This is a genomic window from Desulfolithobacter sp., assembly GCF_054025815.1.
In genome coordinates, this window is sequence record NZ_JBPMMS010000042.1 from 64,040 (window position 1) to 87,898 (window position 23,859).

A 23,859-nucleotide genomic window follows, 5' to 3' on the forward strand; every position below is an offset into this window, starting at 1 on the left:
TGCCCTCAGTTTTTTCTCTGAAATGTTTCCATGGTCACCGTCGGGACATGGCACTGACGGCAGTTGCCGCGCGATCCATGTTCCACCCGAATCTCGGCCACGGCACCGGAGCCCGTATGACAGGCAATACAGTCACCACGCAACTGCAGGCTGTGGGGCACCGGTGGTGGAGATCCTCCCAGTCTGGACAGACCAAGCTTGGGCGGCCTCACCGATTCCCAGTTGATTTCCATGAACAGCTTGTCCGTGGTCTGGGGCACGTGACACTGGAAGCAGTTTTCGTTTTCTGGGTGTGGGGTCACCGGAGCAAAGGCGTCCAGTTCAGCCACATAGCCGCCATTTTCATGGCAGGAAACACACTTTGAGCCGTCTCCGGAAAAGGATCTGGGCACAAAATGAGGCACCACTGGCGGCGATCCGGGGTACTGGCGGCGATCGTAGAAGGTGTTGAGATTGCGCCGGCCATCGGTACCAGTCATGGCAGCCAGAGGCGTTGCATCGTAACGTTTATAGATTTTCTCGCCATTCCAGTCAAAGCCCTGGGGAATGCCGGGCGCTGCCTGCAAAGACAGCGCCGCACATGCCCAGGACAAGCAGACAGCACCAATGGCGAAGGCCATTTTGCCAACTATTCTACCTGTCATATTCATCACGCTTTCTCCAGGCGTACGGCACATTTTTTGTAATCGGGCTGCTTTGAAATGGGGCAGAAAGCATCCAGGGTGACCTCGTTGATTTTATAGCTCTCGTCAAAAAACGGCACAAAGACCATTCCCCGCGGCGGGACACCGCGACCGTTGATCAAGGCCTTCATGACAACCGATCCACGACGGGAAATGATACGCACCTTTTCTCCATTGACAATGCCAAGCTCTGCGGCGTCTTCTGGATTGATCTCCACATATGATTCCGGAACGGCCCGGTGCAGGACCGGAATCCTGCGGGTCATTGAACCGGTGTGCCAGTGTTCGATCACCCGACCGGTATTGAGCCAGAAATCATATTCATTATCCGGTGATTCCGCGGCGGGCTCGTAGGGGCGGGCCCAGATCCAGGCCTTGCCATCCTTCTTGCCGTAAAAATCGAAATCGGTCCCTGGCCTGCAGGCTGGATCATACTTGGCATTGAACCGCCACCTGGTTTCCTTGCCGTTGACAAAGGGCCACTGGACACCGGAACGGGCCTTGAGTACCTTGTAGGGAGCCATGTTATGCTTGGGATTATTATGAAAACGCCGATACTCCTCCCAGATTTTCTCTATATAGTTCTCTTCACTCCAGGGGAACTGCTTCTGGAAACCAAGCCTTCTGGCCACCTCGATGATCTGCCAGGTGTCGGACATGGTCTCGCCGGGACCGGGAACAATACGCTCAAAATGCTGGGTCCTGCGCTCGGAATTGCCAAACATGCCCTCCTGCTCGATCCAGAAGGTGGCTGGCAGAATCACGTCGGCCACGTCGGTGGTCGGGGTAGGATAGACATCCGAGACCACGATGAACCGATCTTCTTTGAGGGCGCCATTCCGGTAGCGGTTCAGATTGGGCATAGTGATCATCGGGTTGGTAACCTGGATCCACATGAAGCGGATGTCGCCCCGATCCAGGGCCCTGAACATCTCCACAGTATGGTAGGTGGGCTTGGGGTCAATGTTGGAAACCGGTACATCCCAGATCTCTGCCGCCAGCTTGCGGTCATGCTCGTTCATGACCACACCGTGGGGCAGCTTATGGGTCAGAGTGCCGACCTCGCGGACCGTGCCGCAGGCACTGGGCTGACCGGTGAGCGAAAAGGGTGAGTTACCCGGGGTGGAGATCTTGCCGGTGAGAAGGTGAATGTTGTAGACCAGATTATTGATCCAGGTTCCACGGACATGCTGGTTCATGCCCATACACCAGAAAGAGGTGCATTTCCTGGTCGGGTCGCCGTACAGGGAGGCCAGATACTTGATGTCACGGGCCGAAACCCCGGAGATCTTTTCCACCTTTTCCGGGGTATAGTCCTTGAGGAACTCCTTGTATTCCTCAAATGTGATGTTTTCTGGTTTGTCCTTGAAGGAAAAATGGTCCTCGGTACCGTAACCGATGTTGGTCTTGCCCTTGTGGAAGGTCGTATGTTTTTTGACAAAGTCCCAGTTCACCCAGTCGTTGCGGATGATCTCGTAGCAAATGGCATTGGCCACCGCCAGGTCGGTATTGGGTTTGAACAGGATCGACTTGTCGGCCGCCTGGCTTGTCCTGGTAGTCCTGGTGGCCAGGTCAATGATGGTCACGTTGCCACGCCGCTTGCGGGTCGCCAGCATCCGGGAGAAAAGGACCGGGTGCATTTCGGCCATGTTGTTGCCCCAGGTCACAAAGACATCGGCATGCTCGATATCCTCGTAGCATCCCATGGGCTCGTCGATACCAAAGGAGGTGAAGAAGCCGGTTACAGCGCTGGCCATGCAGAGTCGGGCGTTGGCCTCGACGTTATTGGTGCCAAGGCAACCCTTGAAGAGCTTCGAGGCCACATAACCGTCCGGAATGGTCCACTGGCCGGAGCCATAGATGGCCACAGAATCCTTGCCGTACTTTTTTCTGGTTTCCTTGAGCTTGGCGGCTACCAGATCCAGGGCCTCGTTGATGGGCACTTCCACCATCTTGCTGCCCTTGCGAACCTTGGCCTTGGTGATCCGGTCCTTGCCATACAGGGCCTGGATGGAGTGATACCCCTTGACGCAACAGAGCCCCTTGTTGACACTGCAATTGGGATCGCCCTTGACTGCCACGGCCCGGTCACCCATGACGCCGACGAGAAGACCGCAGCCGGTGCCGCAGAAACGACACGGTGTCTTTTTCCAGGTTACCTGTCCGATGGAGCCGTCCTGTCTTTTCCAGTTGGCGAAGCTGATCCCAGGGAAAATAGACCCAGCCGCCGCAATGGCACTGGTCGCAGCCGCAGATTTGATGAATGATCTTCTGTTTAATTTCATGTTATCCTCTTTCTTCTCCCTGTTTATTGTTCTGCACTATGGCCAAAAGTCATGCTGAGTGACTGTAATGAAGGCAATTTTTTCAATGTTTCCTGAAGAGTCTTTTCGGTCTTCTCATCAGGAGTATCGGTGACCAGAACCACCACCTCCTGATTTTCCGCCGGAATGATTTCGCAATAATCCATATCTGACAGATCAGCGCAGAGCTGGTCCATGGCTCCTTTATGGGGCAGTGCCAGATAACTTAGAATGGGCATTGTTCCTCCTCTTGAAACTTTTCTGATTACAAATTGCGATCCGGCCCGCCGAAAACCGGACCATCTTGCACAAAATCGCATACCAGATACATCAACGTGGTACAAAAGACATGCTCGAAAGCATACAACTATCATGCCAGTTTAACAATTACACAAAAACAGATGGATACTTTTCAGCCGATCAACTTATGTTACCACTTCGTGACACTTTCCCGCCTAATACGTTCCGAAATGGTAACAAAGTGGTACCCTCAGCGAATCCCGGAAAGCTCAGTCATGCAACCTGGTGTTGAGCTCATTGCTCGGAGATCAGAAATGTTCAGGCAGCAGTTTACTCCGGACACCAGGGTGCAAATGGCAACCATCTTGACCAGGGGGCCTTGAAGAGCCAAAATTTTGCAGGCCAAAAAGAAATCAGGAAGACTTAAGCCGGGACAGCTTTACCTGAGTGACAGGGGGTGGGGAAAGGGAAAAAGAAAAAAATCAGGTCAGTTCATACTGCAGGCGCCGGTACTGGACCGCCTCAGCGATATGGCTCTGATTGATGACGGAAACCTCTTCGAGATCAGCAATGGTCCGGGCGATCTTGAGAATGCGGTTATAAGCCCTGGCGGACAGGCCCAGGGCCTCGATGGAGCGCCTGAGCAGCGCCGCGGCATCACTGCCGAGCCGGCAGTTCTCCCGGAGCTGGGCCGGCCCCATCTGCGCATTGCAGAATATACCCCCGGCCTTCCGGAAACGATGCCGCTGAACACGGCGGGCCCGGTTGACACGCTGCCGGATGATGGTCGATGACTCACCAGGCTCACAGTCGTGCATGTCCTCAAGACGCACCGGCGGCACCTCGATGTGCATGTCGATCCGGTCCAGAAGTGGTCCCGAAAGACGGGCTCGGTAACGCTTTATATGAATCGGAGTGCAGGTGCACTCCTTTCGGGAGTCGCCCAGGTAGCCGCAGGGACAGGGGTTCATAGCCGCCACCAGCATGAACCGGGCCGGAAAGAGGAGCGATTGAGCGGCCCTGGATATGGTCACGGTCCCGTCTTCCAGGGGCTGACGCAGGACCTCCAGGACATGTTTACGAAACTCGGGAAGCTCATCGAGAAAGAGAACCCCGTTGTGAGCCAGCGATACCTCACCGGGCCGGGGCATCTGCCCGCCGCCGATCAGGCCGGCGTCGGAGATGGTATGATGGGGACTGCGAAAGGGACGGGTCACCAGCAGCGGAGTATCGTCTGGCAGAAGGCCGGAGGCTGAATAGACCCGGGTCGTTTCGATAGCTTCCTCCAGGACGAGATCTGGAAGAATGGTGGGCAGGCGCCTTGCCATCATGGTCTTGCCGGTCCCGGGCACACCGGACAGCAGGATATTATGTCCGCCGGCCGCGGCAATCTCCAGGGCCCGTTTCACATGCTCCTGACCTTTGACCTCGGAAAAATCGAGCGGGTACAAATCCTGGCGATGGAAAAGGGCCTCCAGATCCACCTGCACCGGTGAAAAGACCATGCGCCCGGCAAGGATATCGACCGCCTGGTCCAGCCGGGTCACGCCCATGACCTCTACCCCCTCCACCACCGCAGCCTCCCTGGCATTGGCCTCCGGAACCAGGAAACGGGCCACTCCATGCTGCCGGGCGGCAAGAGCCATGGACAACACCCCCCGGACCGGACGGACCAAACCATCCAGAGAAAGCTCGCCGATGATTGCGGTGCGATCCAGGCCCTCACAGAGAAGCTGCTCTGAAGCCGCAAGAATACCCAGAGCCATGGGCAGATCATAACCGGAACCCTCTTTCTTGAGGGAAGCAGGAGCCAGGTTGACGGTGATCCGGCGCACGGGAAACTCGTAGCCACCATTCCGGATGGCAGCCCGGACACGATCCTTGGCCTCGCGCACCGCCCCTTCGGGCAGACCGACGGTGGAAAACCCGGGCAGCCCCTGGGCCAGGTCCACCTCCACCTGAACCAGACGCCCATTGACTCCGGCCACAGCGCAGGTCAACACCTTTGCAAGCATCACTTACTCCTCATACAGTCTCTCCATGGCCGGGCTCCAGGGACCGTTGCGGTGGGCGTAGATATATATTGGCGGAGCCAGCAGGGTCTCACCACCTCCGTTCTTGATCGCCTGCACCACCACCAGACAGGCCCGGTCATCCTCCGGACAGCTGTAGATCGGTACAATTTTTTGTACCCCGAGCCGTTGATCATGGAGGGTGGCAACCAGGACTCCCAGGCGCATGACCGGATAGACCAGGCTGACTCTGCCATGGTTCCTGACACAAAACCGGGACGCCCGCACCACATCAGCAAGAGTGGCGCTGATTTCATGGCGGGCCATCCGCTGCTCATCACCCCTGCTCATCCGGCCTGAGCCCTTCGGGTAAAAAGGCGGATTGCAGACTACCTGGTCAAAAGATTCCGGCTCCAGGTAGCGGTCGATATGGCGCAGGTCACCCTGGACGATGGTGAACCGGTCCTCAAAGCCACCGAGTGCCACATTGTCCCTGGCCAGTCGAACCAGGGAGGACTGCAGCTCCAGGCCGACCAGGTGAATGCCGGGATTTCTGAAAGCAAGAATGAGACCGATCACCCCGCAGCCACAGCCCAGGTCGAGCACCTGATCGCCCGGCCGAACCGGGACCATACCGGCCAGCAATACGGAATCTACAGAAAAACGATATCCACCGGCATGCTGCCGACAATGCAGCCGCCCGGAAAAAAGGGTATCGTCCCGGATAACACCTTCCCCCCCCGGGCCATCCTCAGACCTGAATGTGCTCATCTTTCTCCAGCTTGTTGATCAGGAAGCCAGTCATGATCTTAGGATAGAAATAGGTTGATTTATGGGGCATTATCTCGCCGCTGTCGGCTACAGATGTTACCTGTTCCACCCGGGTGGGATTAAGGAGAAAAAGAAGGGGAGTCGTGGAGCTGTCGGCCACACTTGCCTTGACGGCCCGGTCCAGGGCCTCGTCCACGTCACTGATGTAGGCGACCAGGTTGTCTTGCACGCACTGTTCGTGGGACAGCCCCAAATAATCGTGGATCAAAAGCTCGGAGAGCACCACCACGTCCAGATCCCGCAACACAGGCGGCTTGCCGCGCAGCGATCCATGTTTCTCCAGGACCTCCTGCCGGATCCGGAGGAGAAAACAGCGATCTTCCCCGGGATGATAAACCCCGAAGGCCGGCAGGTGGCCGGACATCTCCGCCTCGTCCATACGCTGGAGTACTGCCACGATAAGGGCGTCACGGATCCCGCCGCCGACCTCCTCCACATGCATGCCCTGCCTGAGCCGCTCGACCAGCTCGTCTGCACTCATCCGTCCAGGCCAGTGCACGAGCCGATGGGTGGGAAGTACGGAAAGGCCCTCGTCTTCACGGGCACAGAGGTACATCATGATGAAATTATACGGACTGTCGGCAGGCAGGTCAGGATTACGCTCCCGGGCCCGTTTCTTTACTTCCAGGGCCGTGGTGTAGCGATGATGTCCATCGGCGATATAGACCGGCTTGTCGGCAAAAAGCTGCTGCGCCCTCGCCAGGGCGGCCGGGTCGGTCACCCGCCAGATGGTGTGGATATTGCCGCCTGCATCGGTGACCTGGTAAAGAGGTTCAGGCTCGCGGGCCTGCTCCAGAGTGCGGATAATTTCCTGGTCGCTGTCGGGATAGATGGAAAAAACCTGACTGAACTGGGCCTGACATTCGTCCATGAGCTCTATCCGGTCAGAGACCACACCGGCAAAAGTCTTTTCATGGGGCCTGACAATGCCTTCGGAAAACTCGGCCAGCCCCACCAGGGCCACCATACCCTTGCGCGTAAGCCGCTGGCCGGATGGATGGGTGTAGTCTATATAGTAGAGATATATCGCCGGTTTCTCGTCACGGATAAGGACGGCTTCTTCCTGCCAGGAGTCGAAACGGTCTCTGGCTCCGGTATAGCGTTCCCGGCTTTCCCCGTCCTTTTCCGAGGAACTGCGCAGATCCAGCCGGATCATGTTGTAGGGGTTTTTCTGGACCAGAGCGGCTCCATCCTCATCGCTGATGACATCATAGGGCGGGGTAACCACGTCTTCGACCCTGATCTTGTCGGGATTGAAGCGCACCCCCCGGAACGGGGCTATTACAGCCATGAATATATTCCTCCTGAATCCGTGACAAAAATATTAGTATATAAAAAACATAAACCTGAAAGACAGCTTGACAGTCTGTTGCAACATTACGCAAAACGGGACACCCCCAAGAAACCTGCAGCGACCCCTGCCAGCGGCAACCGACAAGTGGCGCTGTGTCACAATCCTTACATGGATCCTGGTCAGTGCATCGAAAAAACGCGTGGACAACGCTCCGGAATACGGGAAGACATCACCTGGCCACACCCTGAACAACAGACTGAAGACAGAGAAACTTCCAGCTTCACAGATTAAAGCTCCTGGGTACTGGTCAAGAGAGGATAATACTGCTACAATTAATCGAAACGCAGGCGGAAAAAGAGCAGACATCCACAGATCAGGACACCCGGTGACCTGCCCTGGTTGTTCCCCTGTTTACCATTTTCAAGAGCAGGGTTGCAAGACTGTTTTCCCCAACCTTTGAACCGATTTTTTTCAGGGAGATTACATGTTCGATATCTTTATAAAAACTCACTTTTCCGGCGGACATCATCTGCGCGACTACCCCGGAAACTGCGAAAAACCCCATGGCCACAACTGGAAGGTAAAAGTCTGCGTGCGGGCCACTGCCCTGGACGAACTTGGCATGGGTATCGATTTCAAGGTCCTCAAGAAGCAGGTGGCAGCCATCGTCGACGGGCTTGATCACTGCGACCTCAACGAGCACCCGGCCTTTATCAAACGCAATCCCTCCTCGGAACACATTGCCATGTACCTGTTCGAGCAGTTGCACGGTCCTCTGAATACCGACCGCTACAGCCTCTATTCCGTCGAGGTCCGGGAAACAGATTCCAGCGGCGTAATCTACTACGGCGGCCAAGCCACAACCTGAATTTCAACTATGTCTCAAGCCGTGCCCCGACTCCCTGACGACCCGGAATCCACAGCCTGACCAGCTGCTGACCAGGCCAATAGGAAACAGGGACCACCACAACCTATGACAACCAGCCCCGTGACCCGGATGATGCGACCGGGCCCGGGGACCATCTCATCTATTCAGGGAATTTCAGGAGTATCCCCATGCCTGACCTAGAATCCACCCGCGTTGCCGTAATCGGCCTTGGTTATGTCGGCCTGCCCCTGGCGGTCGAATTCAGCAAAAAACTGCCCACCACCGGTTTTGACCTCAACAGTCAACGGATATCGGAGCTCAAAAGCGGTATTGATGTCACAAGAGAAGTCAGTTCCGAAGAACTTCAGGGAGCCGGAAATCTCAACTTCACCGACCAGGTGGCGGATCTCAAGGAGAGCAACGTCTATATTGTCGCAGTACCCACTCCCATCGATTCCAACAAACGTCCGGACCTGCGGCCCCTGGAAGGTGCCTCACGGACCGTTGGCCAGATACTCAAAGAAGGGGACGTGGTGATTTACGAATCCACGGTCTATCCAGGGGCTACCGAAGAGGTGTGCATTCCCATCCTGGAAGAGGTTTCCGGACTTCGATACAACCAGAACTTCTTTGCTGGCTACAGTCCGGAGCGGATCAACCCCGGCGACCATGAACACCGCCTGCCCACCATCGTCAAGGTAACATCCGGTTCAACCCCTGAAATCGCCGAGTTCGTCGACAGCCTGTATGGGACCATCATCACCGCCGGGACCTTCAAGGCCAGCTCCATCAAGGTGGCCGAAGCAGCCAAGGTCATCGAAAATACCCAGCGGGACGTCAATATCGCTCTGGTCAACGAACTGGCGCTCATCTTCAACCGGCTCGGCATCAATACCGTGGAGGTGCTCAAGGCAGCCGGAACCAAATGGAACTTTCTTCCCTTCCGTCCCGGACTGGTGGGTGGACACTGTATCGGCGTGGATCCCTATTACCTGACCCATAAGGCCCAGGAGGTCGGCTACCATCCGGAGATGATTCTGGCCGGACGACGGCTCAACGATGACATGGGCCGCTATATCGCCTCAGAAGTGGTCAAGTTGATGCTCAAGCGCCGCATCCACGTGGCCGATGCCAACATCCTCATCCTCGGCCTGACCTTCAAGGAAAACTGTCCGGACCTGCGCAACACCAGGGTCATCGATATCATCGCCGAGCTCAGGTCGTATGGAGCCAACGTGGAGGTCTATGATCCGTGGGCCAACCATGACGAAGCCCGATCCCTGTACGGGGTGACCATGACCGGGGAACTGCCGGACAATCATTACGACGCCGTGGTACTGGCGGTGGCCCACCGGGAGTTCCAGGGCCTTGACCGCAACGATTTCGACCGAATCTGCCGTCAGCTGGCTGTCATCTACGATGTCAAGCACGTGCTGCCCCCGGAAATCGTCGACGGCAGCCTGTAACGTATTTCGTCACAGGGCTTGTAACCATGCGATTTCACCTACCCAGAGTTTGCAGATGGTCAGGGGTCAGCTTCAGGGTCCCTCCAGCTTTTCCCCGCAGTATTTGCAATGCACCGCATCCGGATCGTGGAACCGGGCCTCGCATCCAGCGCAGGTTCGTTCTTCCCTTGGCCTGCCTGCGGACCTGACCATTTCAGCCGAAACAATACCCGTGGGCACGGCAATGATCCCGTAGCCGCAGATCATGATGATGGAGGCCAGCACCTGGCCCAGAGTGGTGGACGGGGTGATATCACCGTATCCCACCGTGGTCAGGGTGACAATGGCCCAGTAAACGCCGCGGGGAATGGAAGTGAAGCCGTTTTCCTCACCCTCTATAAGATACATGAGAGATCCGAAGATAATAACCAGCATGGTCACGGTAAAGAGAAAGACCTCGATCTTCTTGCGGCTGGCCCGCAGGGATGCAAGGAGAAGATAGGACTCGCTCAGATAGGCACCCAGTTTGAGAACCCGGAACACCCGCAAAATTCTGAGAACACGGACAATGATCATGTAGGAAGTGCCGGGAAAAAAGAATCCGATCCATCCCGGCAAAAAGGCGACAAGATCGACTATGCCGAAAAAGGAGGTTGCATACCGCCTGGGTTCTCGGACGCAGAGCAGGCGGACCACGTATTCCACCGTAAAGAGGACGGTGAAGACCGCCTCGCCCAGCCGCAGCCACGCCCCCCACTGCTCCCGGACACTGCTGACCGAATCGAGCATGACCACTCCGACACTGATCCCGATGGTCAGAATCAATATCATATCAAAGGCCTTGCCGGCCGGGGTATCGGATTCAAAGATGATGGTGAACAGGCGTTCCCGCCAAGGGGCCCGGCGATTGGGTCTCAATCCACGTCTGGGGGGTTGCAGAGCCATAATCAAATCACAGGATCACGGTTTGGTTTGTTGCAGCAGCCTGGAGAGAGCCCCCGGATCAGAGACCGGCTCCAGGCAGGATTGATCCCGGCACACATGGGCCGTAGCCCGTCCCTCCAGGGGAACCATGGCGGCGATGAAGGGCAGGTTGCGTCCGAGACATGCCTGATTGTCTGCCTGGTCGGCCAGGAGGACAAGACTTCCGGGCAGGTAGAGACCATAAACCACATCCAGCAGCTTTCGGGTATCCTCCCGCCCACGTTCTCCGGCCACAACCACCTGGACCAGTCCCTGCCGCTGTTCCATCCAGCCGCAAAGCATGGCGACCAGGCCAGCCGGGAACCTGTCCAGGGCCGGGGCAAAGGCACTGAGGGTTTCTGCGGCAAGATCCTCCAGGTCGTCGCGAGCGGTGAGGGCGGCAAGGCGCAGGAGATTCGACACCGCGACCGAATTGGGAGCCGGCTCTGCCCCGTCATAATCAGCCTTCATCCGCAGCACCACGGTTGGATCAAGGACACTGTCAAAAAAGCCTCCCTGTTCCCGATCGTGAAAGAGAGTTATCTGGATGTCCGTCAAATCCTCTGCCCAGGCCAGCCAGCTCGGTTCATGGACCACCTGGTAGAGTTCCAGCAGTCCGGCCACCACGAAGACATAATCAGCGAGCTGTCCTGTCGGTCCCCGGATTCCGTCCCGGAAAGAACGGTGAAGCCGACCTGCATCCTCCTGGTAAAGCTCCCGGCGCAGGAAAGTGGCGGCCTCGACTGCGGTACCGATGAACCCGGGCTCGTCCATAACCGCTCCGGCCCGGGCCAGAGCGGCGATCATGAGTCCGTTCCAGGCCGCGATGATTTTGTCGTCGCGATGGGGTCGCGGCCGGGAGCAGCGCTTTGCAAAAAGAATCTCTTTTGAGCGGGCAAGACTCCCGGCCACAGTGTTTTGAGAAAGACCGAAATGAGCCGCGGCATCCTGCAGGGTATGGGCCCGGTACAAAATATTTTTACCGCCAAACTCCCCCTGCGGATCGACGGACACATTCCCCCCGGTCCGAACCCCGTAACAGTAACTGAAAATCGTCCCGTCCCGCTCGCCCAGGACCTCCATAATTTCTTCACAGGTCCAGAGATAAAAGGCCCCTTCTCCGTGGCCGCCCTCCCCGTCCGGATCCGCGCTGTCCGCATCCTCGGCGCTGCAGAACCCACCCTCATCCCTCCGCAGGTCGCGTAAAACATAGCCTAAAACCTCGCGGACAACCGTTTCATAAAATGGATCTCCGGTGATGCAGTGCAGATCGATGCAGAGCAGGGCCATCTGGGCCTGATCATAGAGCATTTTTTCGAAATGAGGAACCTGCCAGTGACGATCCACGCAATAGCGATGAAAACCTCCACCCAGATGATCGTAGAGGCCTCCGGAGATCATGGCTTCCAGACTGGCCCGTACCATCTCCAGCGCTTCATCCTCGCCGGTGGCATACCACCAGTGGAGGAGAAACTCATAAACAACAGGGCGGGGAAACTTGGGCGCGGGGCCAAAACCGCCATAGGCCCTGTCAAACGTCTGGGCAAGATATTCAAAAGCGCTCCGGCCCGCATCTGCTGATACGGCAGAGGGGCCTGTCGGTTCCGACGGGGTAAGGGCCTGAACAAGAGAATCTGCGGCCTGACGCAGCTCGTCGCGCCGGGAGTTCCAGGCCCGGTGAACAGCGCGCAGAATGTCTCCGAAACCGGGCCGGCCGGGTCCTGGTTTTGCCGGAATATAGGTCGCTGCGTAAAAAGGATGACCGTCAGGGAAGAGAAACATCGACAGGGGCCAGCCACCGGCTCCGTTCATAGCCTGGATGGCGGCCATGTAAAACTGGTCCACATCGGGTCGTTCCTCCCGGTCGACCTTGACGGCAACGCAGGAGGAGTTGAGCAGCTCGGCAATCGCGGGACTGGAAAAAGATTCCCGGGCCATCACGTGGCACCAGTGACAGGTGGAATAACCGATGGAAAGAAAGATGGGCCTGTCTTCGACCCGGGCCCGGTCAAAGGCTTCCCGCCCCCAGGGATACCAATCCACGGGATCATGGGCATGCTGGAGAAGATAGGGACTCTTTTCGCCAGCCAACCGGTTGGTGCGTTCAGGCATAATCCGTTCTCCCGGGACACAGCGGTAGGCAGGTCTACGCAGCCAGATAAATCCTCCCCCCTGCCCCTCATGGAGGCTCTTTTTATTACTCGCCTATGATCTTGACCAGTACTCGTTTCCTGCGCCGGCCGTCAAACTCGCCGTAGAATATCTGCTCCCAGGTGCCGAAATGAAGTTTGCCGCCGGTCACCGCCACCACCACCTCCCGGCCCATGACCTGCCTTTTGAGATGGGCATCTGCGTTGTCTTCAAAACCGTTATGCCGATACCGGGAAACCGGGGCATGCGGAGCAAGCTTTTCAAGCCACACCTCGTAGTCGTGGTGCAGACCCGGTTCATCGTCATTGATGAATACCGAGGCTGTTATATGCATGGCATTGACCAGGCAGAGCCCCTCCTGGATCCCGGACTCCCGCAGACAGGCCTCCACATCTTGCGTAATATTAACAAACCCCCGCCGCGAGGGGATTTCGTACCAGAGTTCCCTGTGAAAGCTTTTCATCTTTTTATTTGTTCCTTGCGGGTACGCCCGGTCGGCAGATGGCCGCTGGCGTCTGCCCGCTTATGATCAGAGATTTTCCAGGTCGGGAAGCTCGGCCATGGAAAAAACCGGTCCGTCCCAGCAGACGAGACGGTCTTCAAAATGACAATGCCCGCAGATTCCAACCCCGCACTTCATGTGCCGCTCCAGGGTAATCCAGATCGACCCTGGCTCAAGCCCCTGTGCAACAAGCTTCTGGAGCACGAAACGCATCATGATACCCGGCCCGCAGACCAGCGCCCGGGCGCCCGCAGGCAAGACCTGGATCTGATCGAGCAACCCGGTGACCACTCCCACGTGTTCTGTCCAATTTTCGTCTCCGTGATCCACAGAGAGCAGACAAGTCACTCCCTGCCGGCGCCAGAGACCGATCTCCTTTCTGAAGCAGAGATCCGCCGGGGTCCTGGCCCCGTAGAGAACAGTTATATCACCATATTTCTCCCGATTGGCCAGCGCATACTGGATCACCGAACGCAGCGGAGCCATACCTATACCGCCGCCGACAAAGAGCAGGTTGTTCCCCTCCAGGTCCTGGACCGGAAACGGCGTGCCGCACGGACCGCGCACCCCGATCTGGTCGCCGGGTTCGAGTTCATGCATGGCCGATGTCAGCCGGCCGGCCCGACGGACGGTGAGCCGAAAGCCCGGCCCTTCGGAGGGAGATGAAGAAAAAGAGATGGGCGCTTCACCGAGATGGGGCATGGAGACCATCATGAACTGGCCGGGAACATAGGAAAATTCTTTATTGCACAGCACATCCTCAAAGCTGCACACAAAGGTAAGGACCTGGTCGTTTTCCCGGATGATCTCATCGACCCGGGCCTGGCTGGGCAAATAGATGTTGTCAGACATCTGGGCGAACTGCCGGGCCCGTTCCCTGTTCTTCCTGGGCGGTGTGCTGTTTGTCTGTTTCACTCCCCTGTCTCCTGGGCTGCCTCGTACTGGCACATCATGGTGATAAAACGGATCATGTCCACGCCGCCAAAGCACATCCCCACACACCGGCCGCAACCCATACAGCTGGTTCGGCCGTGATGGCGCACGTCATGGAGCAACTTGTGGAGAAACCGCTTGCGAACCCGCCGGGTCTCCACGTCCACCGGATTATGGTCGCCGGACATCCGGGTAAATCCACGAAAGGTGCACGCATCCCAGGTCCGAACCCGTTCACCGGAATCGTCGGTGCGGGGTTGATCGTGAATATTGAAACAGGTGCAGGTGGGGCAGATGAAAGCGCATCCCCCGCAATCCTGACAGCGGCGGGAGAGCTCGGTAAAGATCGTGGCCGGCTCATCTCCTTCCTCCAGCAGCTTGATGGCCAGATCCACATGGATAAGGGCACTGAACAGGCCGCGGGCCTCCAGGGCCGCTTGAAACTGGGCCCGCCGCTCCTGCTCACCGGCCTCGGAAAAGAACCAGGACCAGTCCCCGACAATCTTCCGTCCGCGGGCCCGGCCGGTTTCGACAAAGTACTGCTCACCTATGTCGGTGAGCTGCAGGTCGTACCCGTGTTCAAGAAACGGACCGGTGTGGGTGGCGTTGCAAAAACAGTTGGGAAAGGGATGGTTGCAGCCGATGGTGATGAAGACCGCATTCTCCCGGTGGCGCGCATAGTAGATATCCTGGCCGCGCGACTGGAAGAAAATGAGATCCATATACATCACCGCCATCATGTCGCAGGAGCGAACCCCGAAATAGAGCGTCGGCTGGTTTTCCGGCAGCTGGGGATAAAAGGCATACCGGGTCTGGCCGCCATCGTGATTCCGATCCAGGGCATACTGGCAGAGAACTTCGGACTGAGGAAAGAAAAAAGGTTTGAGCGATCCCTGGGGTTGCTGTTCCAGATCGATCCGGGCGCTGTCAAGGTCATGGATTACGCTGTAGAGCGTGTCGCCATACTCGTTACGGATCGGCGCCACCAGCCGATATTTCCGGGAAAGCCTGCGGAGCAGAGGTACCAGATGATCCTTATGCAGTAAACGTGTCTCCATCACAACCTCTCGACCTGCACGGCGCAGATCTTGTATTCCGGACATCGGGCCACAGGGTCGCTGGATGCGATGGTCACCAGGTTGACCGGGGCCTCGGAAAAATGAAAACTGGTGAACAGCCGGGTCGGTACCACCCGGTCGGTAAGTTCAACAACAAATTCCGCCTGACCGCGCCGTGAGCGAACCCGCACCCGGTCACCATTGTTCACCCCCAGCCGGACCCCATCCTCGGGATGCATCTCAAGCAGCGGCTGTCCCCCTTCCCTTTCCAACAACGGTATTCGCCGGGTCATGGTCCCGGTGTGGTACTGATGGTATAATCGCCCGGTGATCAGGGCAAAGGGATAAAGGCTGTCAGGAGGTTCGGCCGGCGCCACATGCCGGGCCGGCTCAAAATGCCCCCGCCCGCGGGTAAAGCTGTACTTGTGCAGAAATTTGGTTCCCTCGTGCCTCCGGTCGGTGCTGGGCCACTGGATCCCCCAGGTACCCTGGAGTCGGTCATGGTACATCCCGCCGTAAATAGGAGTCAGCATACAGATTTCTTCCATAATCTCGGCCGGAGAACTGTACCCCATGGAATAACCCATGCGGCAGGCCAGGGCCTCGACAATACGGTAATCAGGCCAGCAATCACCCACCGGAGCAATGGCCCGGTTCATCAGTTGCACCCGTCTCTCGGAACTGGTAATGGTCCCACTTTTCTCCGCAAAGGAGGCGGCCGGGAAAACCACATCGGCCAGCCGTGCCGTTTCGGTAAGGAACAGATCCGACACCACCAGAAAATCCAGGGCCTGCATGGCCTGCCGGACAGTATTGAGCTCCGGATCGCTGAGCAGCGGATTCTCGCCGGTAATGTACATGGCCCGAATGGTTTCACCGCCATGGTGCTCCCTGCCTGCAGGCCCATGGGTCATATCGAGCAATGTCAGTCCAGGAGCTTCCGGCACCTCGGCCTGCCAGACCTTCGCAAACCTGGCCCGCACCGAAGGGTCACTCACCGACTGATATCCCGGCAAGACCCCGGGCAGAGCCCCCATGTCACAGGCACCCTGGACATTGGACTGCCCACGGAGAGGATCCACGCCGGTGAACTCCTGCTCCACGTGTCCGGTAAGCATGGCCAGATTGGCAAAGGACTGGACATTACCGGTTCCGGCCACGTGCTGGGTCACGCCGAGACAGTAGCAGATCACCGAGCGCTGGGCCCTGGCATACATCCGGGCAGCCCGGGCGATCAGTTTACGCTCCACCCCGGTGATGGCCGCCACCTCGTTCAGGTCGACGGTGAGAAGCATGTCGCGCAGGGCCAGGTAGTTTTCCGTCCGCATATCGATGAACAGATCATCGATCATATTCTCATCAAGGATGGAACGCATCATGCCGTTGAGTACCGGAATATCGGTTCCCGGCCTGATCTGGAGGTGGACATGGGCATGGCGCGCGATTCGGGTACGGCGGGGATCGATGACGATGAGCTCAGCCCCGTTGTCCACGGCTTCATAGATGCGGCGGGCCACCTGAGGATGGGTGCGGGTGGTATTGGAACCGGAGACGAGGATGGCCTGGACCTGGCCGATTTCCTCAATGGAATTGGTCATGGCTCCGGAGCCGAAAGTGGTGGCAAGACCTGCCACAGTGGGGGCATGTCAGAGCCTGGCGCAGTGATCGATGTTGTTGGTGCCGATCACCGCCCGGGCAAACTTCTGCAGCAGGTAGTTTTCCTCGTTGGTGCACTTGGCCGAAGCGAGGATACCGATGGCATCGGGACCATGCTCTTGCCGGACCCGGGACAGTCCGTCAGCGGCAACCCGGAGAGCCTCGTCCCAGGAGGCGGGCGCGAGTCTGCCCTGCCGGCGGACGAGAGGACGGGTCAAACGGTCTGGAGAGTGGACAAAACCATGGGCGTGCCAGCCTCGTACACAAAGATTACCGCGAGTTACCGGATGGTTCCGGCTGGGAGACGAGCCCACCACATGACCGTCTTTCACATGGAGATAGAGTCCACAACCACAGCCACAGTAACAGCAGACGGTCATCACATCGCGCATACCGGTCCCCCTTGAAGAAAATGCAGGATCCTTGAAAAGGAGGGGATCTCTCTGGCTACCCCATGGCGGCCCAAAAAAAACTGCCTGCGTAAGCGATCCTGCCCTGAGCTGAACGATCCAGGGATATGGAACCTGGCAGTATCACCGAAAAAAGAAAGCTTTTTCACTTGTGGCAAGTATAGATGAAGAACCTCTGTTAATCAACCCGTATCTCGGTACAGATTGGTGCCTGAACCTGTCACTGTCACCACAGTCCTCAGATCCGACCCGGAGAGGATCACCTGGTGTCTCTCCCAAAAAAGCACAGCCGTCAAGCGGTCCAGTGAGCTGCCACAGAATGCCCTGCCAGACAAGGCAAGATCCCGAACCAGTGACGATTTTGTGCTGTTTCATATATAACAGTTTGATTTTATATTAGTTTTTGCAAAAACCCCTGCGGAAAATTCACCCTGCCGCCCTGCGGGACGATCGATAGCAGGCCGACTTCTTTGTCGTCAAATTGTTAATATATCATCAATATTATCAACAACGTCGCCTTCGTACATCCGACCCGCTCTCGAACGTTCACGGATTCAGGAAAAAAACAGGACCAATGCAATTTTTGCCTTCTCCTGCGGGCGGAAATGTTGGACACTGAAGAAAAAGGAGGTAGAATAATTCCTCCTCCGCCCACGTATAACCAAGCACTCCCCGACCTCTCCGGGGTTGCCTGCGACACAATCTGGACAGCTGTACCCGGAAACCCCGCTAAATTGTTCCTGCACTGGCCAGCGACCGGAAACTTATGACTGACACCACCAGGCTGATACAAATCCTGAGCGACTATTTCCCGCAAAAAAAATTCACGGGGAAGACTGTGGCCACAGGCATTGAAGATGGCAAGATTATTGTCGATCCCGTCTCCCTGGCGAACCATCTGGGAAGTGGTCTGCACGACGAAAGCCTGCTCGAAGTTGAACTCGGAGGCCTGACCCGGCTCTTTTTCTGTCGAATCCTCGATCATCCGCCGGAAACCGAAATCCCTGGGGAAGAAGACGAAAACCCCATGGAGTCAGACTACACGAAGGGCGATTATCTCAAAACCAAGGACCATGTGATTATCACCCCCCTGGAACCGGCCATCGGAAATTATTTAGTTTGTTCCATTCCACGCATGGTGCTGCGTATACTCACTTCACGAATGGCCATAGAGTTATGCCTCTCTTTTGAGAAAAAAACCCTGGTGCAAGGATTGCCGGCCCTGAAATGCTCGTTTCCCATCGTGGCCCGCCTGGTCGAGGGAGCCAGGGAGTATCGGGCCAAGATACCAAGGAATATGCTGTTCGATGTCCGGGTCACCCGCAAGCGAAACAACCAGACATTCACCACCCGACCCATGGACATGAGCGTCAGCGGCATGTGCCTGTATGACCCGGCCGGACGCAAAACCAGTCTCCGCCAGGACGAACGGGTGCACCTCAATGTGCTGGCCAACGGCGAGACCATTCTCGACCTGGATGGCACCATCCGCCATGTCACCCGATTGCGTGATGCCAAGGGACTGCAGTATGTGTTTGGAGTTCAGTTCGACTTGGTTTCCCGGGCCATATCCACGGATGTGGAAAAGCTGGTCGCCGGCATCCAGCGAGCCAGGCTTCGGGAGCTGTCCCAGCTTGCCGATGAATTCGGGGTGGATTTCGGAAAATGGTAACAGGGTGAAATCATGGATATATCCTCATCCTGATCCAGGAATGCAGGGCAGATAATATCTTCTCTCCAGGAGACAATCTGTTCCGAAAAAATGAGCCGGAGAGAAACGCTGATGTCAACAAAGATGCCCGTGATGTGTTATTTTATTGCATTAACCTGAATACGCTGTATAGTGTCTTTCAACATTTCAAGTTAAGTAAAAGCATTTTCTTTTCCATCACACCGGAATCCGGTCGTGAGCCCATCCCCCCGGATGCCATAAAGTTTCTGCTGATCACTTACCAAGGAGAACCAGCATGAAACTGTTTATCGGCAGCCTACCTTACAACATCACCGAAACCGAACTAACCGACATATTCAGCGGCTACGGAAACGTTGTCAGCGCCAAGCTTATCATTGACCATTTCTCAGGCCGTCCCAAAGGATTTGGCTTTGTCGAAATGGAAACCAGGAGCGAAGGCCACAGGGCAATGGAAGATCTAAACGGCAAAGAATACAAACATAGGCGACTGGTCTGCAACGAAGCAAAAATGCAGAAGAAAAAAGGGCCACGCCGCAGGTAAACTGCATCGTTTTTCGCCTTACACACCAGAGATCTTTCTTTTTTCAAACCACAGATAAAGACAACAAACGTACACCACAAAACTTCCCCAGGCCGTCGCTCCTTAGTCAATTTGGATCCCCGGTCAGGAGACCAGAGTACTCTATCAAGAGTCATACTAAGGAGTTATATGCAATTCGAACAATTTAATTTTCATCCGGCCATTGCCAAGGCCATCAAGAAGTGTGGCTACAAAGAGCCCACGGCAATCCAGCAGCAGGCCATACCGCACCTGCTTGGTGGCCGCGACCTGCTGGGACTGGCCCAGACCGGTACCGGCAAGACAGCAGCTTTTGTCCTGCCGACCCTGCAACGATTACTCGACGGTCCGCGAAAAAAAACACGGGCCCTGATTCTCACCCCGACCAGGGAACTGGCGGAACAGATCCACGAGAACATCGGTGAGATGGCCCGGGGAACCGGCATACGCAGCTGCACCATATATGGTGGCGTCAGCAAGTTCGGGCAGATAAAAAAACTGGAAAGCGGTGTGGAAATCGTGGTGGCCTGCCCTGGACGACTGCTCGACCATCTCAATGGACATTCCATAGACCTTTCCAGCATTGAGATCCTGGTTCTGGACGAAGCAGACCAGATGTTTGACAAGGGCTTTCTGCCCGATATACGTCGAATACTCAAACAGATACCCCTGAAGAGGCAGTCAATGGTTTTTTCCGCTACCATGCCCGGACCGATCCGGCACCTGGTGGAAAATATCCTCTCAGACCAGGTCACGGTCCAGGTGGACCATGAAAAACCGGCCGCCACCATCAGCCACGTGCTCTTCCAGGTATCACAGGGGCGCAAAACCGCTCTACTTAAAAATATCCTGCAAAACAAAGACATGCCAACGACCCTCATCTTTACCCGCACCAAGCACAAGGCCAAAAACCTTGCCAGGCAGCTGCAGAGCGCAGGGTTCAAGGCCACCTCTCTACAGGGTAATATGTCCCAAAATCAGAGAAAACAGGCCATGGACGGATTCAAGGCAGGCAAATACAACATCCTGGTCGCAACCGATATCGCCGCCCGGGGCATAGATGTCTCAGGAATATCCCACGTGGTAAACTACGACATTCCTGATACAGTCGAAGCGTACACCCACCGTACAGGCCGTACAGGCAGAGCTGAAAAGAACGGCGAGGCCTTTACTTTTGTCACGTCTGGTGATTCGGGGCTGGTCCATGTTATCGAACGGACCCTGGGGCAGAAAATACCGCGCGAGACCGTAGAGGACTTTGACTGCGGTGCCTCGGCAGCTTTCAATATTGGAGCAGCGGCCAAACCAACCAAACGGTGCTTTGCTCCGCCCCGGAAAAGAAGAAGCAAGTCCCGCCGAGCGGGCAACAGAGTTTGATCGTGGCCTGACCGCCCTTTCAATATAATGAACCGCAGACTGAACAGTCAGGCTGCATGCCGGTTTTCACCAACGGAAACACGGTTTTTTAAAAATGGTTTCAACAAGAAACCGCGTAGTAAGGAGTTTACAAAATGGCTGAAGGAACAGTAAAATGGTTTAATGATTCCAAGGGATTTGGTTTTATCGAGCAGGATGGCGGTAAAGACGTTTTTGTCCATCATTCCGCTATTCAGGCCCAAGGTTTCAAAAGCCTGGAAGAGGGTCAGCGTGTCAGCTTTGACGTTGTGGACGGTGCCAAAGGCCCGGCTGCGGAGAACGTCATAGCCCTGTGATCCCTCCCCTGGTATCGCCACAAAAAGCCCCGCCTGCAGCGGGGCTTTTTGTGTTTTTGACTACCCCCAAAACCCGGCTCTGGTGAGGAAAAGGACAGCACTGCTTTGCTCTGAAAAAACGTTTTGCCAGGGCCTTATTCCTCCTTTACTCCTTTAACCTTACAACCGGCAGCCACACACCTCCTTTCCTATCTTCCCACCCTTTTTAATAGATATTTCCTATTAGACCAATCACCACCGTCTATGATAATCTGTTGAGGCAATTCAGAGTCTCACAGAACCTTGAATCTGCGACAGACAATTCACTGCCTGTCATCCACCTTCAGTCACGACCAAAAATAATAAATAGCCGGGAGTGTTTTTTTCACCCGTCGTAATAGAGCCCATCACCCCTTTCAAAAAGGAGTCATTATGAGTACTGCACATTTTGAAATCAAGGCTTATCCCGAGATGTGGAAAGATCTTAATATGGATGTGGAGCGTTTCGACAAAATGCGCCTGATGCTTGGTGATATGTATGCGCAATCATATCTGACCCAGAAGAATCGTCCTGACTCAATGGCCTACTTTGACAACATGATAGCTGAAATTCACGGTGGACGAATACAGGAACTGATTAATGCCAAAAAAGAAGGCAAGCCGGTCATTGGCACGTTTTGCGTCTACATACCAGAAGAGATTGTCCTGGCTGCCGGCGGTGTTTGCGTTGGCCTGTGTGGAGGTTCCCAGGGTTCAATACCAGATGCGGAAAAAGTCCTGCCTCGAAATATCTGCCCGATGGTGAAATCTGCCTTCGGCTTTAAAGCTGGTAATATTTGTCCATATTTTCAGGTGGTTGACTTAGTATACGGTGAAACGACCTGTGATGCCAAAAAGAAAACCTGGGAACTCCTCGAAGACCTGGTCCCTACGCACGTCATGGAAATTCCACAGACCAAGAGGCCAAGTGCCGTAAAGATGTGGTTTTCAGAGGTGAAAGATTTTAAAACAAAGGTTGAATCCATCGCGGGCAATGAAGTGACCCTGGACAATCTTCAAAAAGCCGTAACGGTCATGAACAACAAGCGAAAAGCACTGCAGCGGTTAAACAGACTGCGTCACAATGATCCGACCCCTATTTCCGGTAAAGATGCGCTTCTGGTCGAACAGATTGCCTTTTATGATGAACCTGTTCGTTTTGCAGCCAGGGTTAATGAACTCTGCGATGAACTCGAACAACGAATAGCTGATGGTGTCACCGTTCAAAACCCCGGGACACCACGGGTAATGGTTGCAGGGGTGCCCATGGCCCTGCCGAACTGGAAACTGCACAATCTTGTTGAAGGGACCGGGGCGGTGATCGTTAACGAGGAAAGCTGCATTGGCACCAGGTATTACAAGGACTTGATGGCAGGGGACAAAGAGGACATGAATGCGATTCTTAAAGAACTGACCAGACGATACATGCAGATTGACTGCTCATGTTTTACCCCCAACGATGAACGAATCGAGCAGGTACTCAAGGAGTATAAAGAATCCGGGGCCCATGGGCTTATTTACTACTCATTGCAGTTCTGTCATACCTATAATGTCGAAGAAGTTAAAATCCGTCGGGCATGTATAAAAGAAAAAATACCCTACATGTTCATCGAGTCTGATTACTCCCCTGAGGATGTCGGCCAGCTGCAGACCAGGGTAGAGGCCTTTCTTGAGCAGATAAGCAATTAGAGCTGGGAGCGATACCTGATGTATGCAGGAGTTGACCTCGGGTCCAGGACCATTAAGGTCGCCGTCTGGCAGGATGGTGGGCTGGTGGACCACAAAATTGAAGAAAGTGGATTTGAACCACATGAGCAGGCCAGGGAGATGGTGTCCAGCTATCGCCCACGATACATTGTTGCCACCGGTTATGGCCGTCATCTTGCCAGAGAACATTTTGCCGACCAGGTGATTACCGAAATAAAGGCACATGGAATGGGAATTCATTCGTTACTCCCAGAGGTTACCACCATAGTGGATATCGGCGGCCAGGATTGTAAGGTTATCAGCCTGAATGCCGCAGGGAAGATAACAAACTTTCAGATGAATGACAAATGCGCAGCCGGCACCGGCAGGTTCCTGGAAATAATGGCAGCTTCACTGAGCTATCCCCTGAAGGACTTTGGCCCGGCAGCACTTAAAGCTGACCAGGCAGTACAGATCAATTCAATGTGTACGGTTTTTGCCGAATCAGAAGTGATCTCGATGAAAAATCGTGGTATCCCCAGAGAACAAATTGCCAGGGCTGTCCACTCTGCTGTAGCTGACAGAATCTTTGCCATGCTGAACCGTATCGGATTTGGCAAGTCTGTGGCTTTTTCCGGTGGAGTCGCAAATAATCCGTGTATCGTGGAGATGATCCGTGACCGCCTTGAAAATGCCCAGGTCACAGTTCCAGAAAACCCTACTATTATCGGCGCATTGGGTGCAGCAATTGCTGCTTCCATGGCAGATGGGCACTGAGAGGTTCCTCCCGGCACCCGGGTGTCCGATATTCGCCAATAATTTTCGTTGCCGGGTCATAAACC

At 55.6% G+C, this 23,859-nt stretch carries 20 protein-coding genes; 8 read left to right on the forward strand and 12 right to left on the reverse strand.

Translation table 11 applies throughout. The annotated features are described in order from the left end of the window. Nucleotides 1–5 precede the first annotated feature (5 nt). From ACXJJY_RS11850 to ACXJJY_RS11875, 6 genes are all read right to left on the reverse strand, one after another. Nucleotides 6–650: a hypothetical protein gene (locus ACXJJY_RS11850; RefSeq protein WP_456388038.1), complete on the reverse strand. Its 645-nt coding sequence runs from the start codon at nt 648–650 to the stop codon at nt 6–8. Beyond that, the gene (locus ACXJJY_RS11855; protein ID WP_456388040.1) at nt 650–2,968 is read right to left on the reverse strand and encodes a molybdopterin-dependent oxidoreductase; all 2,319 of its coding nucleotides are present in this window, start codon (nt 2,966–2,968) and stop codon (nt 650–652) included. The genes ACXJJY_RS11850 and ACXJJY_RS11855 overlap by 1 nt, the downstream gene beginning before the upstream one ends. Nucleotides 2,969–2,991: 23 nt before the next feature. After that, nucleotides 2,992–3,225 carry a hypothetical protein gene (locus ACXJJY_RS11860; protein ID WP_267928510.1) on the reverse strand — a complete coding sequence of 78 codons (234 nt, stop codon included), beginning with the start codon at nt 3,223–3,225 and terminating at the stop codon, nt 2,992–2,994. 483 nt (nt 3,226–3,708) lie between these two features. Continuing rightward, entirely contained in the window at nt 3,709–5,241 is a 1,533-nt protein-coding gene (locus ACXJJY_RS11865; RefSeq protein ID WP_456388042.1) for a YifB family Mg chelatase-like AAA ATPase, read from the reverse strand. Nucleotides 5,242–5,244: 3 nt separating this feature from the next. Beyond that, nucleotides 5,245–6,009, reverse strand: a complete 765-nt coding sequence (locus ACXJJY_RS11870) for a tRNA1(Val) (adenine(37)-N6)-methyltransferase (protein ID WP_456388044.1) — start codon at nt 6,007–6,009, stop codon at nt 5,245–5,247. Beyond that, nucleotides 5,990–7,360, reverse strand: coding sequence for a DUF1015 domain-containing protein (locus ACXJJY_RS11875; protein WP_456388046.1), 1,371 nt, complete (start codon nt 7,358–7,360; stop codon nt 5,990–5,992). Before ACXJJY_RS11875 ends, ACXJJY_RS11870 begins: the two co-directional genes overlap by 20 nt. 487 nt (nt 7,361–7,847) lie before the next feature. Between ACXJJY_RS11875 and ACXJJY_RS11880 the strand changes: the two genes are divergently transcribed. Then, nucleotides 7,848–8,231: a 6-pyruvoyl trahydropterin synthase family protein gene (locus ACXJJY_RS11880; RefSeq protein ID WP_456388048.1), complete on the forward strand. Its 384-nt coding sequence runs from the start codon at nt 7,848–7,850 to the stop codon at nt 8,229–8,231. A 188-nt stretch (nt 8,232–8,419) separates the two neighbouring features. After that, nucleotides 8,420–9,697 (forward strand): Vi polysaccharide biosynthesis UDP-N-acetylglucosamine C-6 dehydrogenase TviB, encoded by a 1,278-nt coding sequence (gene tviB / locus ACXJJY_RS11885; protein ID WP_456388050.1) that lies wholly within the window; start codon nt 8,420–8,422, stop codon nt 9,695–9,697. A gap of 72 nt (nt 9,698–9,769) precedes the next feature. Here tviB and ACXJJY_RS11890 read toward each other — a convergent pair whose 3' ends face one another. From ACXJJY_RS11890 to fdhF, 6 genes are all read right to left on the reverse strand, one after another. Continuing rightward, nucleotides 9,770–10,621: an ion transporter gene (locus ACXJJY_RS11890; protein ID WP_456388052.1), complete on the reverse strand. Its 852-nt coding sequence runs from the start codon at nt 10,619–10,621 to the stop codon at nt 9,770–9,772. 15 nt (nt 10,622–10,636) lie between these two features. Then, nucleotides 10,637–12,751, reverse strand: coding sequence for a thioredoxin domain-containing protein (locus ACXJJY_RS11895; RefSeq protein WP_456388054.1), 2,115 nt, complete (start codon nt 12,749–12,751; stop codon nt 10,637–10,639). A gap of 85 nt (nt 12,752–12,836) precedes the next feature. Next, nucleotides 12,837–13,253 (reverse strand): secondary thiamine-phosphate synthase enzyme YjbQ, encoded by a 417-nt coding sequence (locus tag ACXJJY_RS11900; protein WP_456388056.1) that lies wholly within the window; start codon nt 13,251–13,253, stop codon nt 12,837–12,839. A gap of 66 nt (nt 13,254–13,319) precedes the next feature. Further along, nucleotides 13,320–14,207, reverse strand: coding sequence for an FAD/NAD(P)-binding protein (locus ACXJJY_RS11905; protein ID WP_456388058.1), 888 nt, complete (start codon nt 14,205–14,207; stop codon nt 13,320–13,322). After that, the gene (locus ACXJJY_RS11910; protein WP_456388060.1) at nt 14,204–15,283 is read right to left on the reverse strand and encodes a 4Fe-4S dicluster domain-containing protein; all 1,080 of its coding nucleotides are present in this window, start codon (nt 15,281–15,283) and stop codon (nt 14,204–14,206) included. The genes ACXJJY_RS11905 and ACXJJY_RS11910 overlap by 4 nt, the downstream gene beginning before the upstream one ends. Next, entirely contained in the window at nt 15,283–17,331 is a 2,049-nt protein-coding gene (gene fdhF, locus ACXJJY_RS11915) for a formate dehydrogenase subunit alpha (RefSeq protein ID WP_456388062.1), read from the reverse strand. The genes ACXJJY_RS11910 and fdhF overlap by 1 nt, the downstream gene beginning before the upstream one ends. 784 nt (nt 17,332–18,115) lie before the next feature. Between fdhF and ACXJJY_RS11920 the strand changes: the two genes are divergently transcribed. From ACXJJY_RS11920 to ACXJJY_RS11945, 6 genes are all read left to right on the forward strand, one after another. Then, complete coding sequence (locus tag ACXJJY_RS11920; RefSeq protein ID WP_456388064.1) at nt 18,116–19,021, forward strand: PilZ domain-containing protein; 906 nt, start codon at nt 18,116–18,118, stop codon at nt 19,019–19,021. Nucleotides 19,022–19,316: 295 nt separating this feature from the next. After that, nucleotides 19,317–19,583 (forward strand): RNA recognition motif domain-containing protein, encoded by a 267-nt coding sequence (locus ACXJJY_RS11925; protein ID WP_456388118.1) that lies wholly within the window; start codon nt 19,317–19,319, stop codon nt 19,581–19,583. A 168-nt stretch (nt 19,584–19,751) separates the two neighbouring features. Next, nucleotides 19,752–20,978 carry a DEAD/DEAH box helicase gene (locus tag ACXJJY_RS11930; RefSeq protein ID WP_456388120.1) on the forward strand — a complete coding sequence of 409 codons (1,227 nt, stop codon included), beginning with the start codon at nt 19,752–19,754 and terminating at the stop codon, nt 20,976–20,978. Nucleotides 20,979–21,112: 134 nt separating this feature from the next. After that, nucleotides 21,113–21,313 (forward strand): cold-shock protein, encoded by a 201-nt coding sequence (locus ACXJJY_RS11935; protein WP_456388122.1) that lies wholly within the window; start codon nt 21,113–21,115, stop codon nt 21,311–21,313. Between the two features lie 411 nt (nt 21,314–21,724). Then, nucleotides 21,725–23,020: a double-cubane-cluster-containing anaerobic reductase gene (locus tag ACXJJY_RS11940; protein WP_456388124.1), complete on the forward strand. Its 1,296-nt coding sequence runs from the start codon at nt 21,725–21,727 to the stop codon at nt 23,018–23,020. Nucleotides 23,021–23,038: 18 nt separating this feature from the next. Further along, the gene (locus ACXJJY_RS11945) at nt 23,039–23,794 is read left to right on the forward strand and encodes an acyl-CoA dehydratase activase (protein ID WP_456388126.1); all 756 of its coding nucleotides are present in this window, start codon (nt 23,039–23,041) and stop codon (nt 23,792–23,794) included. Nucleotides 23,795–23,859: the final 65 nt, after the last annotated feature.

Excerpts from the sequence above, each read along its gene's own strand:
- ACXJJY_RS11920 (WP_456388064.1), top strand. The coding sequence starts at position 18,116 with ATGACTGACACCACCAGGCTGATACAAATCCTGAGCGACTATTTCCCG.
- ACXJJY_RS11855 (WP_456388040.1), bottom strand. The coding sequence starts at position 2,968 with ATGAAATTAAACAGAAGATCATTCATCAAATCTGCGGCTGCGACCAGT.
- ACXJJY_RS11860 (WP_267928510.1), bottom strand. The coding sequence starts at position 3,225 with ATGCCCATTCTAAGTTATCTGGCACTGCCCCATAAAGGAGCCATGGAC.
- ACXJJY_RS11945 (WP_456388126.1), top strand. The coding sequence starts at position 23,039 with ATGTATGCAGGAGTTGACCTCGGGTCCAGGACCATTAAGGTCGCCGTC.
- ACXJJY_RS11865 (WP_456388042.1), bottom strand. The coding sequence starts at position 5,241 with ATGCTTGCAAAGGTGTTGACCTGCGCTGTGGCCGGAGTCAATGGGCGT.
- ACXJJY_RS11875 (WP_456388046.1), bottom strand. The coding sequence starts at position 7,360 with ATGGCTGTAATAGCCCCGTTCCGGGGGGTGCGCTTCAATCCCGACAAG.
- ACXJJY_RS11910 (WP_456388060.1), bottom strand. The coding sequence starts at position 15,283 with ATGGAGACACGTTTACTGCATAAGGATCATCTGGTACCTCTGCTCCGC.
- ACXJJY_RS11880 (WP_456388048.1), top strand. The coding sequence starts at position 7,848 with ATGTTCGATATCTTTATAAAAACTCACTTTTCCGGCGGACATCATCTG.
- ACXJJY_RS11890 (WP_456388052.1), bottom strand. The coding sequence starts at position 10,621 with ATGGCTCTGCAACCCCCCAGACGTGGATTGAGACCCAATCGCCGGGCC.
- ACXJJY_RS11935 (WP_456388122.1), top strand. The coding sequence starts at position 21,113 with ATGGCTGAAGGAACAGTAAAATGGTTTAATGATTCCAAGGGATTTGGT.
- ACXJJY_RS11850 (WP_456388038.1), bottom strand. The coding sequence starts at position 650 with ATGAATATGACAGGTAGAATAGTTGGCAAAATGGCCTTCGCCATTGGT.
- tviB (WP_456388050.1), top strand. The coding sequence starts at position 8,420 with ATGCCTGACCTAGAATCCACCCGCGTTGCCGTAATCGGCCTTGGTTAT.
- ACXJJY_RS11930 (WP_456388120.1), top strand. The coding sequence starts at position 19,752 with ATGCAATTCGAACAATTTAATTTTCATCCGGCCATTGCCAAGGCCATC.
- ACXJJY_RS11925 (WP_456388118.1), top strand. The coding sequence starts at position 19,317 with ATGAAACTGTTTATCGGCAGCCTACCTTACAACATCACCGAAACCGAA.
- ACXJJY_RS11870 (WP_456388044.1), bottom strand. The coding sequence starts at position 6,009 with ATGAGCACATTCAGGTCTGAGGATGGCCCGGGGGGGGAAGGTGTTATC.
- ACXJJY_RS11900 (WP_456388056.1), bottom strand. The coding sequence starts at position 13,253 with ATGAAAAGCTTTCACAGGGAACTCTGGTACGAAATCCCCTCGCGGCGG.
- ACXJJY_RS11940 (WP_456388124.1), top strand. The coding sequence starts at position 21,725 with ATGAGTACTGCACATTTTGAAATCAAGGCTTATCCCGAGATGTGGAAA.
- ACXJJY_RS11895 (WP_456388054.1), bottom strand. The coding sequence starts at position 12,751 with ATGCCTGAACGCACCAACCGGTTGGCTGGCGAAAAGAGTCCCTATCTT.